Annotated in this window: 13 protein-coding genes; 8 read left to right on the forward strand and 5 right to left on the reverse strand. The window is 64.0% G+C overall.

All coding sequences use genetic code 11. From position 1 onward, the window contains the following. Positions 1 to 174 (reverse strand): hypothetical protein, encoded by a 174-nt coding sequence (locus K3174_RS04435; RefSeq protein ID WP_221556019.1) that lies wholly within the window; start codon positions 172 to 174, stop codon positions 1 to 3. Between the two features lie 157 nt (positions 175 to 331). Between K3174_RS04435 and K3174_RS04440 the strand changes: the two genes are divergently transcribed. Both K3174_RS04440 and thrS read left to right on the forward strand, forming a co-directional pair. Then, positions 332 to 1,993, forward strand: a complete 1,662-nt coding sequence (locus tag K3174_RS04440) for an alkaline phosphatase D family protein (RefSeq protein ID WP_221556021.1) — start codon at positions 332 to 334, stop codon at positions 1,991 to 1,993. Positions 1,994 to 2,223: 230 nt separating this feature from the next. Next, positions 2,224 to 4,233, forward strand: a complete 2,010-nt coding sequence (gene thrS / locus K3174_RS04445; protein WP_221556573.1) for a threonine--tRNA ligase — start codon at positions 2,224 to 2,226, stop codon at positions 4,231 to 4,233. A gap of 77 nt (positions 4,234 to 4,310) precedes the next feature. On the opposite strand, the gene K3174_RS04450 is transcribed toward thrS, so the two are convergent. Genes K3174_RS04450 through K3174_RS04460 form a run of 4 tightly spaced genes read right to left on the reverse strand, consistent with a single transcriptional unit; the run spans position 4,311 to position 7,995 of the window. Next, positions 4,311 to 5,057: a DUF1223 domain-containing protein gene (locus K3174_RS04450; protein WP_221556023.1), complete on the reverse strand. Its 747-nt coding sequence runs from the start codon at positions 5,055 to 5,057 to the stop codon at positions 4,311 to 4,313. Between the two features lie 56 nt (positions 5,058 to 5,113). Further along, on the reverse strand, positions 5,114 to 5,242 hold the full coding sequence (locus K3174_RS16980) for a hypothetical protein (RefSeq protein WP_282099672.1): 129 nt from the start codon (positions 5,240 to 5,242) through the stop codon (positions 5,114 to 5,116). A 34-nt stretch (positions 5,243 to 5,276) separates the two neighbouring features. Further along, entirely contained in the window at positions 5,277 to 6,257 is a 981-nt protein-coding gene (locus K3174_RS04455) for an agmatine deiminase family protein (protein ID WP_221556575.1), read from the reverse strand. A 37-nt stretch (positions 6,258 to 6,294) separates the two neighbouring features. Then, the gene (locus tag K3174_RS04460) at positions 6,295 to 7,995 is read right to left on the reverse strand and encodes a M28 family metallopeptidase (RefSeq protein ID WP_221556026.1); all 1,701 of its coding nucleotides are present in this window, start codon (positions 7,993 to 7,995) and stop codon (positions 6,295 to 6,297) included. A 105-nt stretch (positions 7,996 to 8,100) separates the two neighbouring features. Between K3174_RS04460 and glnE the strand changes: the two genes are divergently transcribed. The 6 genes from glnE to K3174_RS04490 all read left to right on the forward strand — a co-directional run bounded on the left by glnE (position 8,101) and on the right by K3174_RS04490 (position 15,869). After that, on the forward strand, positions 8,101 to 10,782 hold the full coding sequence (gene glnE / locus K3174_RS04465) for a bifunctional [glutamate--ammonia ligase]-adenylyl-L-tyrosine phosphorylase/[glutamate--ammonia-ligase] adenylyltransferase (protein ID WP_221556028.1): 2,682 nt from the start codon (positions 8,101 to 8,103) through the stop codon (positions 10,780 to 10,782). Further along, on the forward strand, positions 10,779 to 11,252 hold the full coding sequence (locus K3174_RS04470; RefSeq protein WP_221556030.1) for a peroxiredoxin: 474 nt from the start codon (positions 10,779 to 10,781) through the stop codon (positions 11,250 to 11,252). Before glnE ends, K3174_RS04470 begins: the two co-directional genes overlap by 4 nt. Continuing rightward, complete coding sequence (locus K3174_RS04475; RefSeq protein ID WP_221556032.1) at positions 11,249 to 12,049, forward strand: ferritin-like domain-containing protein; 801 nt, start codon at positions 11,249 to 11,251, stop codon at positions 12,047 to 12,049. Before K3174_RS04470 ends, K3174_RS04475 begins: the two co-directional genes overlap by 4 nt. A 140-nt stretch (positions 12,050 to 12,189) precedes the next feature. Continuing rightward, on the forward strand, positions 12,190 to 12,870 hold the full coding sequence (locus K3174_RS04480) for a M23 family metallopeptidase (RefSeq protein ID WP_221556034.1): 681 nt from the start codon (positions 12,190 to 12,192) through the stop codon (positions 12,868 to 12,870). A 150-nt stretch (positions 12,871 to 13,020) separates the two neighbouring features. Next, positions 13,021 to 14,568 carry an acyl-CoA synthetase gene (locus tag K3174_RS04485; protein WP_221556036.1) on the forward strand — a complete coding sequence of 516 codons (1,548 nt, stop codon included), beginning with the start codon at positions 13,021 to 13,023 and terminating at the stop codon, positions 14,566 to 14,568. Beyond that, positions 14,568 to 15,869, forward strand: a complete 1,302-nt coding sequence (locus K3174_RS04490; protein ID WP_221556585.1) for a cytochrome P450 — start codon at positions 14,568 to 14,570, stop codon at positions 15,867 to 15,869. Before K3174_RS04485 ends, K3174_RS04490 begins: the two co-directional genes overlap by 1 nt. Positions 15,870 to 15,891: the final 22 nt, after the last annotated feature.

Consider the following 15,891-nt stretch of genomic DNA (forward strand, 5'->3'; position numbering starts at 1 on the left):
TCAGGCCCCCTGCGTCCGGCAGCAATTGCGACCAATCCAGGCACCGGGAAGAAGCGCGAACAGTGCGACGGGAGCGAACTGCGCGATCTGTTCGGGAATAACATCGAACACGGCGAGGATGGCGACTGCGATCATTGCGGTAACCGGCACAAGGACCTTCCGGGTCTGGGTCATGACAAATCTCCTTTTCTATATGTAAAGTATCATTGTCATAGGAGTCGGATTTTGTCAAGCACCCTTTCCTTTTTGACGTGGGTGCTTTCCTATTTTCGTTCTTGCTTGTCACCGCATGGTCACAGGATGCAGGCAGAGGGCAAGTAAGGAGAACGTCATGATCGCAACCGAACCGCCCGCCGCCGCCCGTACGCCTGCACTCGATCGCCGTACCCTGCTTAAGGGAGGCTTGCTCGGACTGGGCGCCGCAGGCGCGCCGTTGGCAGCGCAGGACCCGGCAGCCGGCTTCACGCATGGCGTCGCGAGTGGCGAGCCCGGGTCGGGGCGGGTGCTGGTGTGGACGCGCTATGTCGGCAACGGGGATACCTCGCTCGAATTCGAACTGAGCGAATCGCCCGACTTCGCGCGTGCGGCTTCGGGCGGTCAGGTCACCGCCAGCGCGGATAACGACTGGTGCTGCAAGGCTTGGGCCGAAGGGCTCCAACCCGGGCATTGGTATTATTTCCGTTTCACCGCACCCGATGGCTCGCAATCCGATGTCGGGCGGACCAAGACGCTGCCGGACGGCCCGACCGAGAAGTTTCGCATGGCGGTCTTCTCATGCTCGAATCTCGGCTTCGGCTGGTTCAACGCCTATGCCCATGCTGCGGTCGACGGCAATTTCGACTGCGCGCTGCATCTGGGCGACTATTTCTACGAATACGGGCCGGGTACCTATCCGTCGAGCGACGAGGCCCAGCCTGGCCGTACACTGTTTCCGGCGAGCGAGGTCGTTAGCCTCGCCGACTATCGGCTGCGCTATGCCACCTATCGCCGCGATCCGGATCTGCGCCGCCTGCACCAACTCTATCCGATGATCGCGGGTTGGGACGACCACGAAAGTGCCAACGACTCGTGGAAGGACGGTGCGCAGAACCATCAGCCGGAGACCGAAGGCGAGTGGTCCGTGCGCAAGGCGACGGCGGTCAAGGCCTATCGCGAATGGATGCCGGTATCGGACGAGCCCTGGGCCGCTTACGAGGTCGGCAATCTGGCAACGCTGTTCAGGCTCGAGACCCGGCTGACGGCGCGCGCCGAACAGTTTTCCTATGGCAGCATCCTTGCGGGCAAGACCTCTCCAGACGATGCGATGGCCGCGCTGATCGCCTTTCGCGAAGGCGCGTATCGCGATCCCGGGCGCGAGATGCTCGGCATGCAGCAGCAGGCATGGCTGGCCGATGGGCTCAAACGGTCGGCCGGTGCGGGCAAGCCGTGGCAGGTACTGGTCCAGCAGGTGCTGATGGGAAATCTCGCCACGGCACCCGTTCTTGCCGAAGGACTGCCGGCAGACCTGCCGGACTATGTGCGCCAACGGATCCTGGCGGGCACGATGGCCGGCCGCGCCGAACTGCCGCTCAACATGGACGCGTGGGACGGCTATCCGGCGGCGCGCGATCGCCTGTTCGAATCGGCGCTCGAGGCCGATGCGAATATCGTCAGCCTGGCGGGCGATACGCACAATGCCTGGGCTTTCGATCTGGATCGGGCGGGCGCCAAGGTGGGCGTGGAATTCGGGGTGCAGGGCGTCACTTCGCCAGGCCTCGAAAGCTATGCGTCCTATCTCCCGACATCCGATCTCGAACGCGCCACCATTGCCCATAACCGGCAGCTCAAATGGATGGACGGTTCCCGCCGCGGTTACATGGCGGTCGAACTCACGCCGGGGAGCGCTTCGTGCGAATTCCGGTTCCTTTCGAGTGTGCGCGAGAAGGGGGCAGGCGTCACTGCGACCAAGCGCGTCACGACCTTGGCGGGAAGCCGGATGCTCGACGTGGGTTGAGAATTGGGCGCGCCGGGGTTATCTCGACCGACATGACGCATCTGCGGATCACGACCACGACTACCACTACCCCGGGCGTCCGGGGGCGGTCGGTCGCGGCTTGAGCGATCCACCGCCGCCCGGTTTCGGGCGGTGGGCGTTTCCTCCCGAAATCGCAAGTTTCTCGCAAACGCCGCTTCAAGGCCGCGCGCGCCTGTGCCATGGGCGCGACAATTGATACGGATGAGACGATGACGGAACTGCTCAAGATCAGCCTGCCCGACGGTTCGGTGCGCGAAATGGAAGCCGGGTCCACGCCCGCCGACGTGGCGGCGGCAATCGGCCCCGGTCTCGCCAAGGCGGCGATCGCCGCACGCGTCGATGGCGAGCTGCGCGATATCAACCGCCCCTTCGATGGCGATGCCGAGCTGGCCCTGGTCACCTCGCGCGACGAACAGGACGCGCTCGAACTGGCTCGTCACGATTTCGCGCATGTCCTGGCCGAAGCGGTGCAGGCGCTGTGGCCCGGTACGCAGATCACTTTCGGCCCGGCGACCGATGACGGCTTCTATTACGACGTGAAGGCGCCCGAAAGCCGCGACCCGTTCAGCATGGACGATCTTCCCGCGATCGAGGAAAAAATGCGCGAGATCATCCGCGCGGACAAGCCGCTCCGACGCGAAGTCTGGAGCCGCCAGCAGCTGATCGACAAGTGGGAAGCCGAGGGCGAGGTCTTCAAGGCGGAATGGGCGCGCGAATTGCCCGAAAACGAGGAACTGACCGTCTACTGGTCGGGTGGCGACTGGCTCGACATGTGCCGCGGGCCGCATCTCGCCAGCACGGGCAAGCTCGACCCGCAGGCCTTCAAGCTGACGCGCGTGGCGGGTGCCTATTGGCGCGGCGATCAGAACAATCCGCAGCTGACGCGCATCTACGGCACGGGCTGGCTCAACAAGAAGCAGCTCGACGCGCATCTGATGCGGCTGGAAGAGGCGGCGAAGCGCGACCATCGCAAGCTGGGCCGCGAGATGGACCTGTTCCACCTGCAGGAAGAGGCGCATGGCAGCGTTTTCTGGCACCCGAATGGCTATCGCATCTGGCGCGAACTCGAAGCCTATATGCGCCGCAAGATGGACGGCGCGGGCTATCGCGAGATCAAGACGCCGCAGCTGATGGATGTGCGCCAGTGGGAACAGTCCGGGCACTGGGGCAAATATGCCGAGAACATGTTCGCCGTGCCCGACATGGTACCCGAAGTGGACGATAGCGGTGCTGGCGCGGAGCCGAAGGTGGCGGCGGACGCCGACTGGATGGCCATCAAGCCGATGAATTGCCCGGCGCATGTGCTCGTCTTCAAGCAGGGCATCACCTCCTATCGCGACCTGCCGATCCGGCTGGGCGAAATGGGCTGCTGCCACCGCAACGAACCGCATGGCGCGCTCCACGGGCTGATGCGCGTGCGCCAGTTCACGCAGGACGACGCGCATATCTTCTGCACCGAGAAGCAGGTGGTCGAGGAAGTACGCGCATTCTGCAAGCTCGCCGAGGGCGTCTACAAGGATTTCGGGTTCGACTTCGCGATCAAGCTGGCGCTGCGCCCCGAAAAGCGGCTCGGCTCCGACGCCGATTGGGACAAGGCCGAACAGGAACTGCGTGACGCCGTCGAAGAAGCCGGCATGATGAGCGATGAGTTCGGCTGGGAAGAACTGCCGGGCGAAGGCGCCTTTTACGCGCCGAAGCTCGAATGGCACCTCACCGATGCCATCGGCCGCACCTGGCAGGTCGGCACGATCCAGGGCGACCGCGTGCTGCCCGATCGTCTCGATGCGAATTATATTGGCGAGGATGGCGAAAAACACCGTCCGGTCATGCTGCACCGCGCGATCTTCGGCAGTTACGAGCGCTTCATCGGCATCCTGATAGAGCATTTCGCCGGCCGCCTGCCGACGTGGCTGGCCCCGGTGCAGGCGGTGGTGGCAACGATCACCTCCGATGCGGACGGCTATGCCACGGATGTGTTTGATCAACTAGCGGCGGCCGGTATCCGCGTCGAAAGCGACCTGCGCAACGAGAAGATCAACTACAAGGTCCGCGAGCACTCACTCGCCAAGGTCCCGCACCTGCTGGTTGTCGGCAATCGCGAAGCGGAGGAAGGTACCGTTGCCGTCCGCACGCTCGGCCAGCAGCACCAGAAGGTGATGCCGCTCGCTGAGGCTATAGCGATGCTGAAGGACGAGGCGACCCCGCCCGACCTGCGCTAAAGCGAGGCTCTGCGCATGGACCCGCTGGCCCGTTACGAGGCCTGGCAACCGGGCGCTGCGCTCGCTGCCCGCCTGCTCTAGCCGAGCAGGCGTGCGGCGAGCACTTCGCCGGCATCCTTTTCGCGCAAGACGAGAGCGAAGCGATCGGCCTGCGGAACCGCCATGTCGCTTGCGGCGATACGGACGCCCGCCTTGCCTCCGGCCCAATCGATCACACGCTGTTCGTCTACCAATACATTGGTATAGCCGATCGCGCGTCTGCCGTTCTCGCCGGATAGGATACGGACGGTGACATGCGAGCGCAGGGCGACAAGGACCAGCTCTGCCCCGTTGGGCGCAGCGCCTGCTAGCCCGACGACCAGCGACCCATCATCCTGCCTGCGGATTGCAATGGCTGCTTTTGCGGCGCGTTCGTAACCGATCATCTGGCGCACCTGCGTCTCGTTCGATCCGACCGTGCCGCGCCTGCCGTCGACCACAATCTGCGGGGTATAGACACCGTTGTTCCCGGCAAGTCCGCGAAGCGCGTAGGCACGCTGCAACTGCGTGTTGTCTTCGCGCGCCAGCGTGTCCTTCCAGCCGAGCCGGTCCCAATAGGTCACAGGGCGGGAGATCACGACCACGCCCTTTTCGCGCGCCAGCCGCTTGGCCAGCGCGTCGGCAGGCGGGCAACTGCTGCAGCCCTGGCTGGTGAAAAGTTCGACGAGCACCGGAGCATCGGGATCCGGCGCCGGTACAGTGCGCGCGGAAGACGCTTCGCCTTTCAGCGCGACGGCTGCAATTGCCACGGCGGGAATGGCTAGCAGCAGGGCGAGGTTCTTCATGCGCGCAATCTCCTTGCACGGCATTCGAACGGACTGGGGAACGGGTTACATGCCGATCAGAACGGCAGGACGGGCCCTGCCAACATCAGCGCAAGACCACAGCCGCTCACGATCATTGCGCGCGCAATTGCCGCCACCGGGAGTGGAGCGATATGCAGGCGGGTGAGAGCGATAGCTTTGGCCATGCGGCCATTCTCGGCTGCAATCCCTAACGAAAGGTTAAGATCGCCATCCGGTCGATGGCATTTGCTGGCTGGCGCAGTGAAAGCCGCCGCCTCCTGCCAGCACGGCGTCGGCCGGCAAACCGACGGTCGCCCGGTCGGGGAAGAGTTCGGATATGGCGGCAACCCCCTCTTCGTCATGGGGGCTGCCGAAGGTGGGCACCACCACGAGATGGCTGGTGATTGCGAAATTGGCATAGCTCGCCGGTTCGATTCGGTCGCCGCCGGTTATTAGGCCGGGTGACGGAATTTCTGTTACCGCAACGCCGGCGTCCTCGGCGCGTCGTCTGGCATCGGCATAGATCGCCGCGTTCGGATCGCCTTTGCCCGTAGCGCGTGGCAGGCATAGCGTGTTGGCCGCAACGAACCGGCCGAGATTGTCGACATGGCCATCGGTATGGTCGTTGATGAGCCCCTCGCCCAGCCACAGAACGCGGGCGAAGCCGAGGTGGCGCCTTAGCCGTTCTTCGATTTGCGCGCGCGAAAGGCGCGGGTTGCGATTGGGGTTGAGCAGGCATTGCTCCGTTGTCACGACCAGGCCGGCTCCATCGCCATCGATAGCCCCGCCCTCTAGGATCCAGTCGGCGATTTGGAGGGGCAGGCCGGCGTCATGGGCTAGTTCGGCACCGATCGTCTGATCGCCATCCATCAGATATTTGCCGCCCCAGCCATTGAAACCGAAGCGCCGCGCCGCGCGGTTGCCCTCGCTGTCGCACAGCACCAACGGCCCCGTGTCGCGCAACCAGACGTCGCCATAGCTGCGGCGCTCCAGCTTGACGCCGCCAGTCACGAGCTGGCGCGCTCGTGCCTCGTTGACGTCGTCTCGCACCAGCAGGCGAACTTCCTGCCCGCTTTCGGCAACCGCATTCGCGAAAGCGGCGATCTGCTCCTGCGCGCGCGGGAGTACTTCGGGCCATTCCTCCGCGTCATGCGGGAAACCGATCCACAGCCAGTCCTGCGGCGCCCATTCGGGCGGCATACCAAAGCTCACGGATCGGTTTCCCTTGTGAGGCAGGTCAGACGCTGCAGCCCGCACCTTCGGTGGCGCAGTCCTCGTCGCGCGTAGCCTTGAATTCATCGCCCTCGTTCCAGTTGGGCCAACTGGTGCTGTCGGCGAGCATCCGCCCGATGCGATAGAACAGCGCCAGATCGCTCATGACGCCCGACCAGTCCCAGTTCGGATCGTATTCGTCCTTGGGCCCATGGTAGCGGTTTTCGCGATAGTCGGCGGCAATTGCGGCGCCTGCCTCCGTGCCTCCCTCGATCAGGTCTTCGCCGCCATCGAGATAGAGCATCGGCACGCCGCGCTTGGCGAAGGCGAAATGGTCCGAACGATAGTAATAGCCCGCCTCAGGGTTGGGGTTCGGGGTGGTCACGCGGTCATCGTTCATCAGCGCCTTGTCGAGGAAAAGGTCGAGCTGCGACTTGCCGGGGCCGACGACGGTTACATCCTTCGCCGCGCCTGCCATGAGGAAGGCGTCCATGTTGATCCCGCCAACGGTCTTGTTGAGCGGGAAAACCGGGTTTGCGGCATAATAGTCCGCACCGAGAAGGCCCGATTCTTCTGCGGTTACTGCGAGGAAGACGAGGCTGCGCTTGGCAGGTCCGGCCTTTGCATGCGCTTCGGCCAGCGCGACCAGTGCCGCGGTGCCGGTCGCGTTGTCGACAGCGCCATTGCAGATGTCGTCGCCATCTGGCGCGGGCGTGCAGCGGCCGAGATGGTCCCAATGCGCAGTGTGCATCACATATTCGTCGGCTCGCTCGCTGCCCGGCAGCATGCCGATCACGTTCTTGGAAGCGAAGGTACGGATGTCGTTGCGGAAATTCGTGGATGCGGTGAGGCCGAGCGGTACGGCCTTGAAGTCTTTTTCACGCGCGGCAGCCATCAACTTGTCCAGATCCTGCCCCGCTGCAGCCATGATTTCGCCCGCCTTTTCCTTCTGCACCCAGCCGTTCAGCTTGGTCATCGGGGGCGGGTTGTCCCCGCGCGCGGCATATGCTTGCGGGCCCGACCAGCTGCTTTCGACGACATTCCAACCGTAACTCGCCGGGTCGGTATCGTGGATGATGATCGCGCCTGCCGCACCTTGGCGGCCGGCCTCCTCATATTTGTAGGTCCAGCGGCCGTAATAGGTCATGGCCTTGCCGTTGAACGGGCCCTCCAGCGACTCGGTGCCGAAATCGGGGTCGTTGACGAGGATGACCGCGGTCTTGCCCGTCATGTCCAGACCTTCGTAATCGTTCCAGCCTTTCTCCGGCGCATTGATGCCGTAGCCGACGAAAACCAGTTCGCTGTCTTCCAGGTTGGTCTCGACATCTTCGCGATAGCTGACGCCCACCCAGTCCGTCGCATAAGTGAGCCGCATGTCTCCGCTCTCCCCGCCGGAGATCGTCAACGGGGCAAAGTCCTTGCCGGTAATCTCGACCAGCGGGACGTCCTGCACCCAGCTACCGTTATTGCCGGGTTCCAGACCTGCTTTCTCGAATTCCTCGATCAGGTAGGCGACAGTCTTTTCCTCGCCCGGCGTGCCCGGCGCACGGCCTTCGAACTCGTCCGAGGCCAAGCGCTCGGTAACGCGCTTCATCGTCTCTTTGGACAATGTTCCGTCGGCCACGTCGGGCAGATCGAGCGCAGCATCGGCACTCTCGGCATCCTGCCCCATCGAGCAGGCGGACAGCAGCAATGCCGCACCGGCGGCGATCGTAAAGCGTTTCATAAGGGAGGTCCCTCTTTTCTCGTCTGGCATCGGCGGGCTTCTTGTCAGCATGGCGGCGCGAGGGCAAGCTTGCGCGCCGGAACGCCACGCGGCAGGGAGCGGGCGATGGCTGTCGACTGGACCTCTGCCCTGCAGCGCGCGCGGGCGCACGCACCTTTTCTGGCACGCGCCCTGGAGCGACGACCGGGATTGGCTGAGATGTTGGATGCCGGGGACGGCGAAGCGGCGCTACTTAGGGCCAAGCGCGCGGAAGGCGATGACGTCGCTACGGCACTGCGGCGCCAACGCCTTGGCCTCGCATTGGTGCTGGCGATCGGCGATCTGGCCCAGGCGTTCGACCTTGAAAAGGTTATGCGCGAACTGTCGACCTTTGCCGATCGGTCCTTGCATGCGGCGATCGAGGCGGCGATCGCCAGGCGTGCGCCGGATGTCCACCCAGCGGGAATGATCGGGCTGGCGCTGGGCAAGCATGGCGCGGGCGAACTGAACTATTCGTCGGATATCGACCCGATCCTGCTCTACGATCCCGTGGCACTACCGCGTCGCGATCGCGACGAACCGGGCGAGGCAGCGCAACGCTATGCGCGCGAGGTTGTAAGGTTGCTGTCGGAAGTTACGAGCGAAGGCTACGTCTTTCGGGTCGACTTGCGCCTGCGCCCGGCCTCGGAAGTCAGTCCGCTGGCCATCCCGCTCGACGCGGCGATTACGCATTACGAAAGTTCTGCTCTGGCGTGGGAGCGTGCGGCCTTTATTCGCGCCCGCGCCTGTGCAGGCGACATTGCGGCGGGCGAGGCGTTTCTCGACCATATCCGTCCCTTCGTCTGGCGTCGAAGTCTCGATTTCGGCGCGATCGACGAGGTGCGGCGTCTGACGCACCGGATCCGCGACGAACAACGCGGCCCGCCCGTTCCCGAACCCGGCTACAACCTGAAACTGGGTCGCGGAGGCATTCGCGAGATCGAGTTTTTCGGGCAGACGCACCAGCTGATTCACGGAGGGCGCGACCCTTCGCTGAGAGTTCGCGGGACACGCGCGGCGCTCGATGCGCTGGCTGCGACCGGGCGGATCTCGAAAGAGGACGCCAGGGCACTCGGCGACAGTTACGACGGTCTGCGCACGATCGAGCACCGGCTGCAGATGGTCGGCGACAACCAGACTCATTCCTTGCCTGCCGGTGACGCGCTCGAGAATGTCGCGCGATTGCACGGCCTTTCCGACGGTGCGGCACTGGTCGATCACGTCCGGAACCTCGCCCGGCCGGTCGCAGAGCGGTTCGACGCGCTGCTCGACGAGGATCGGATATCCGTTCCGAAGAACGCACCGCATGTCGTGCCGGACGAGGGGGTGGCCCCCGCTGTGCCGGCCGAGCTGGCCGAACGGATCGTGGGCTGGACCGATGGTCAGTATCAGGCGCTGCGCAGCACGGCGGCGCTGGGTGCGTTCGAGGCGATACGCTCCGATCTCATCGCGTCCATTGCCGCCTCACCGGATCCGGGTGCGGCCGTGGTGCGCTGGGAAAGTCTCGTTTCGCGCTTGCCGAGCGCCATTAACCTGTTCCGCTTGCTCGAGGCGCGACCCGGCCTGTTTGCGCTGCTGGCCGATTGCCTGACGCTTGCACCGCCTCTGGCCGACGACCTTGCCCGACGGCCCGATCTGCTCGACGCGTTGATCGATCGCCGCGCGCTGGACCTTCCCGGAAGCGTGGAGGAAATCGCCGTAAAGATGGGTCGGCGCGAGCGCGGCGACGATTACGAGATGCGGCTCGATCGATTGCGTGTCGTAACGGGCGAAACGCGCTTCGCTTTGGGCGTGCAACTGATCGAGGCGGCGCATGATCCGCTGGACATCGCTGTCGCCCTCTCGCGCACTGCCGAAGCGGCATTGCAGGTCGCGATAGACGCGGCGACCGAGGAGTTCGGGGCGAAGCATGGACGTATCCCGGGCAGCGAACTTGTCGTGCTTGGTCTCGGCCGGCTGGGCGGCGGGGCGCTCACTCATGCGTCCGATCTCGACATCATCTATCTCTTCACCGGTACCCATGAGGGCGAATCCGATGGCGACCGCCCGCTTGGGGCAACGCTCTATTTCAATCGTCTCGCCCAGCGCGTCACAGCCGCGCTCAGCGTGCCGACGGCTCAAGGCGCTCTCTACGATGTCGATACGCGTCTGCGCCCGCAGGGAAATCAGGGGCCGATCGCGGTCAGCGTGGAGAGTTTTGCGCGGTATCAGCGCGAGGATGCCTGGACTTGGGAGCATATGGCGCTCACCCGCACACGGGTGCTGGTCGGCAGCAGGGCGGCTCGCGAAGAGGTGGATGAGATCGTGACGTCGATCCTGCGCCGGGAGCGTGATCGGGAGGCATTGCGGACCGACGTGCTGACAATGCGCAGCGATATGGCGGCGCACAAGCGGCCCAAGGGAACACTAGATGCCAAGCTGCTGCGTGGCGGCCTGATCGACATCGAATTCCTGGTTCACTTCCTCCAGCTTTGCCATCGCGAGGCGCAGACGCCCGATCTTGGTGAGGCCATTGCATCGCTGGTCCAGGCTGGTCGCTTGCCTGCTGCCATCGCGGATGCGCACGGCTTGATGACGCGCCTGCTGGTCGGTACGCGATTGCTCGCGCCCGACCTGGTGCGACCTCAACCCGCTGCTGCGGCATTGCTGGCGCGGCTGAGCGAGTGCGAGAATTACGGGCAATTGGTAAAGCGACTTGGATCGGCGCGAGATGACGTCGCGATGGCGTGGCAGGAAAAATTCGGCGAAACTCTGGAGATGGACGAATGACCAAGACATATGGCGAAGGCGATGCCTTTCCCGACTTCTCGATGGAAACGCCCGATGGCGGCACGATTTCAAAGGCAGACCTGAAGGGCGGCAAGGCCGTGCTGTTCTTCTATCCCAAGGACAACACCCCCGGTTGCACGACCGAGGCAAAAGATTTTTCCGAGCTCAAGGGAGAGTTCGACAAGGCCGGAGCGCGCCTGCTTGGCGTCAGCAAGGATTCGGCGAAGAAGCATCAAAACTTCATTGCCAAGCACGACCTCACTGTCGAGCTCGCGACCGATGCCGCGGAAAACGGGGTGTCGGACGAACTGGGCGTCTGGACCGAGAAGCAGATGTACGGGAAGACTTTCATGGGAATGGTGCGGTCGACTTACCTCCTTGGCGATGACGGCAAAATCCTGCGCGTCTGGCCGAAGGTGAAGGTCAAGGGCCACGCCCAAGAAGTGCTCGACGCTGCCCGCTCGACATGACAGCGCCGCGCCGTAACGTCGCGAGCGTTATCCGCAGGGCGCTGCTGACCGGAGAAGCGAAGGGCAAGGCGTTCGCTGCACGGCAGGTGGCACGCGACTGGCGTCTCGGGCGGCTCGAATTCGTCTTCGATGTCGAGATGCCCGAGCGACCGGCCTGGCCGGCCAATCTCGAACTGCTACCGCCGGGCCGCATGAACAAGCGCGGCAAGATGGGCTCGGAACGCAATCGTATCGCGTTGTGGCATGCGCTCGCGCATATCGAATTCGTCGCCATCGATCTCGCGCTCGACATGGCGGGACGTTTCGGCGAATCGATGGGCGAGGACTTCGTTTCCGACTTTCTGGCGGTTGCTGCGGACGAGGCGATGCATTTCGCCTTGATTGCCCGAAAACTCGATTCGCTCGGCTCTTCCTATGGATCGTTGCCTGTGCACGACGGGTTGTGGAGCGCCGCGCAAGACACGGCTCATGACGTCGCAGCAAGGCTTGCCGTTGTTCCGATGGTTCTCGAGGCGCGAGGGTTGGACGTCACACCGGCAACGCTGGAGCGCGTGCGGGCTCAAGGCGATGAAAACGGGGCGAAAATTCTCGAAAGAATCCTTGACGACGAGATTCGGCATGTCGCGGCAGGCTCCAAGCACTTTCATGCCCTTTGCGCCGTACGTGGCGAGAACCCACAGAAATCTTGGAAAAATCTGGTGCAGAGACACTTTTCGGGGCGCCTGAAGGGCCCTTTCAACGACTCAGCGCGTTTCGCAGGCGGCCTACCGCGCCACTATTATGCGAGTATTGCCTGATTAACTTTTTCACCGATAACCCAAACTCACGAGACGCCGGGGGGTTCCGGCAGTGACAAATCAAGGGCGGAAACAGCACGGGACGCTGTATTCGCTAGGGATCGAACAGGCGCGCAACAGCGCCGGATGGACGGGTTAGCATGATCACCAAGCGCAATACGCTTGCTCTCGCAATTGTGGCCGGTTTCGGCATCGCCGCAGCTCCGGCTCAGGCGCAGGAAACCAATGCAGCCGCCGCAGTCGGCGCGATCGATATGAGCAAGGTCGCTGCCCCGGCCCAGTCGGGAGACGACGCGCAGTTCAAGCAGCTTTTCGCGCAATGGGACAATCTGGACCGTTCGACGCCTCCTGCCGCAGTCGTCTCCGTGCCGTCGCGCATGCCGCTGAACGATACCAAGCTGACCAGCGACTTCGGCATGCGGACCCATCCCGTCCTGGGCGGCCGTCGCAACCACAAGGGCGTCGATCTCGCCGCGCCGATTGGCACGCCTATTTACGCCACTGCCGATGGTTATGTCAGCAAGGCGGAATGGTTCTCGAGTTACGGCAAATATGTTTCGATCGAACATGGTGCCAGCCTGCAGACGCGGTTCGCTCACATGTCGGATATTGCCGTGAAGGCGGGCAGCCGCGTCAAGAAGGGCGACCTTATCGGCTATGTCGGCTCGACCGGTCGCTCCACTGGCCCGCATCTTCACTATGAAGTCCGCATTGACGGCAAGGCCGTAAATCCGGTTCCCTATATGGTCGAATCGGAAGCGCAGCGGGCGTTCGCACTCGCGACAGGCAAGGGCGGGCAGGGTGACGGCGACGACAACTGATCGTCAAGCCTTCCAGGCAAGAGAAAAGGCGGCAGGGGCGATCCTGCCGCCTTTTCTCTTGCCCAAGCGTTAGGGTTGAGTAGGTTTCTTCTCGAAACTGGATGAATCCGCTCCTCGAGAAGCGGGCCCCGGAGAGGAGAGAGCCTACCCATGCACCCTATCGCCCATGCGCAGACGCGCCCGGACCATCCCGCTATTGTCATGGCCGCCAGCGGCGAGACCGTGAGCTTCGGCGAGATGGACGATTATGCCAACCGCTTCGCGCAGTTGCTGCGCGCGCGGGGGCTGAAGCGTGGCGATCCTTTCGCGGTGCTGATGGAGAACAACGCGCATTACCTGCAGGTCGTCTGGGGCTCGCAGCGTGCGGGCACGATGATGGTCCCGATATCGACCCGGCTGACTGCACCCGAAATCTGCTACATCCTCAAGGATGCGGGCGCGAAGTTCCTGCTCACGACTACAAAGTTTGCTCAGGTTATAGACGGCATCCGGAACGAGTGTAGTGAATTGCCGCTGCTGATCGTCGGCGGCTTTTGCGACGAGGACTACGAAGCGGCCCTCGCCTCTCAGTCCGCAGAGCCGATCGCCGACCAGGCGCCGGGGCAGTATATGCTCTATTCCTCGGGCACGACGGGCAGGCCAAAAGGCGTCAAACCTGCCCCGCCGCCCGACGAAGATGTTCAGGCAACCAACCCGCTGATGGGCCTCGCGATCATGGGCGCGGGCATGCCCGCCGACGGCAGCATGGTCTACCTTTCTCCCGCACCGCTCTATCACGCGGCCCCGCTCGGCTGGGGCACGACGGCGCAACGGCTCGGCGGTACCGTGGTGGTGATGGAGAAGTTCGAGCCCGAACATGCGCTGGAGACGATCGAGACGTACAAGGTGACCGACAGCCAGTGGGTGCCGACCCATTTCGTCCGCATGCTCAAGCTCGATCCCGAACTGCGGACGAAGTACGATCTGTCGAGCCACCAGCGCGCGCTACATGCCGCGGCACCCTGCCCCGTTCCGATCAAGCGGGAGATGATCGAATGGTGGGGGCCGATCATCAACGAGTATTACGCGGGTTCGGAAGGCATCGGCATGACGTTGATCAAGGCCGGGGACTGGCTCGATCATCCCGGTAGCGTCGGCAAGGCGATCCATGGCAAGCTGCATGTCTGCGGCCCGGATGGCGAGGAGATCCCGGCCGGCCAGGATGGCCTGTTGTTCTTCGAGAACGACCTTATCCCAACCTATCACAACGACCCCGAGAAGACGCGCGAGGCCATGCATCCCAAGGGGTGGATGACGCTCGGCGATATCGGGCATGTGGACGAGGACGGTTATCTCTACCTTACCGACCGCAAGAGCCACATGATCATCAGCGGCGGGGTCAACATCTACCCGCAGGAGATCGAGAACCTGCTGGTCACGCACGACAAGGTGATGGACGCAGCGGTGATCGGCGCGCCCTGCCCCGATTTCGGCGAGAAGGTGGTCGCGGTGGTCCAGCCGATGGACATGGCCGATGCCGGGGCGGCGCTCGAGGCGGAGCTGCGCGATTTCCTTGCCCCCAACCTGTCGAAGATCAAGATGCCCAAGCTGTTCGATTTCCGCGCGCAGCTGCCGCGCGAGGCGAACGGCAAGCTCTACAAGCGCGAACTGCGCGACGAGTATCTGGCGCAGGCCGAACACGCGACGGAGCGGGCATGATGGCGACGCAGGAGAAGCCCCGGCTCGATCCGGAAACGGCACGCCAGGTCATCTCGCCCGAAAGCTATGCCGAATGGGACGGCATTCTCGACACGTTCGACCGCTTGCGCGCGGAAGCGCCGGTGGCCTGGGTCGATGCGGACGACGATGCCGTCCACCCGCCCTTCTGGCTGGTCACGCGCTATGACGACGTGATGCGCATGTCGAAGGACAACACCACCTTCCTCAACAACCCGCATTCCGTCGTCTTCAGCCTGACCGAGGGGATCGAGTTCGCCAAGGCGTTCAGCGGCGGCAGCGAGCACATGGTTGCCAGCCTCGTTACCTTCGATGCGCCGATCCACATGAAGTACCGCAAGCTGACGCAGGAATGGTTCATGCCCAAGAACCTGCGCGGCGTGGAAGACGATATCCGCGCCATCGCCAACGCCGCGGTCGACCGGCTGCTGGCCGGCGGCGAGGAGGCCGACTTCGTCAAGACCGTGTCCGCCCCCTATCCGCTGCATGTCGTGATGCAGATCCTGGGCGTGCCGGAGGCAGACGAGCCGCGCATGCTGATGCTCACCCAGCAGTTGTTCGGCGGCAGCGACGAAGACCTCAACCAGTCGGGCATGAAGGACCTCCCGCCAGAGGCGATCACCCAGCTGGTGGCGGGCGCGGTCAAGGACTTCGAGGCCTATTTCGCCAAGCTGACGGCGGAGCGCCGCGCCAACCCGACCGAGGACGTCGCCAGTACCATCGCCAATGCCGTGATCGACGGCGAACCGCTGAACGATCGCGACATGATGGGCTATTACATCATCCTCGCCGCCGCCGGGCACGATACGACCAGCGCCAGCACGGCGGGCGCGATGCTGGCCCTGGCGCAGGACCCGGAGCAATGGGCCCGGGTGCGCGCGGACCGCAGCCTGCTGCCCGGCATCGTCGAGGAAGCCATCCGCTGGACCACGCCGGTGCAGCACTTCATGCGCACCGCGGCCGAGGATACGGAGATCGGCGGCCAGCCCATCGCCAGGGGCGACTGGCTGATGATGAACTACGTCGCGGCCAATCACGATCCTTCGGTGTTCGACGATCCGCGCAAGTTCGACGCCGCGCGCAGCCCCAACCGCCACCTCGCCTTCGGCGCGGGCGCGCATCAGTGCCTCGGCCTGCATCTCGCGCGGCTGGAGATGCGCATCCTGTTCGAGACGCTGCTCGACCGGATCGCCACGGTCGAACTGGCCGGCGCACCGGCGCGCAGCAAGTCGACCTTCGTCGGCGGGCTCAAGACGCTGCCGCTGCGCTTCACGACGGCCTGATTAACGCGCCATCCGTTCAGCT

Source organism: Qipengyuania qiaonensis (assembly GCF_019711515.1).
GTDB lineage: Bacteria > Pseudomonadota > Alphaproteobacteria > Sphingomonadales > Sphingomonadaceae > Qipengyuania > Qipengyuania qiaonensis.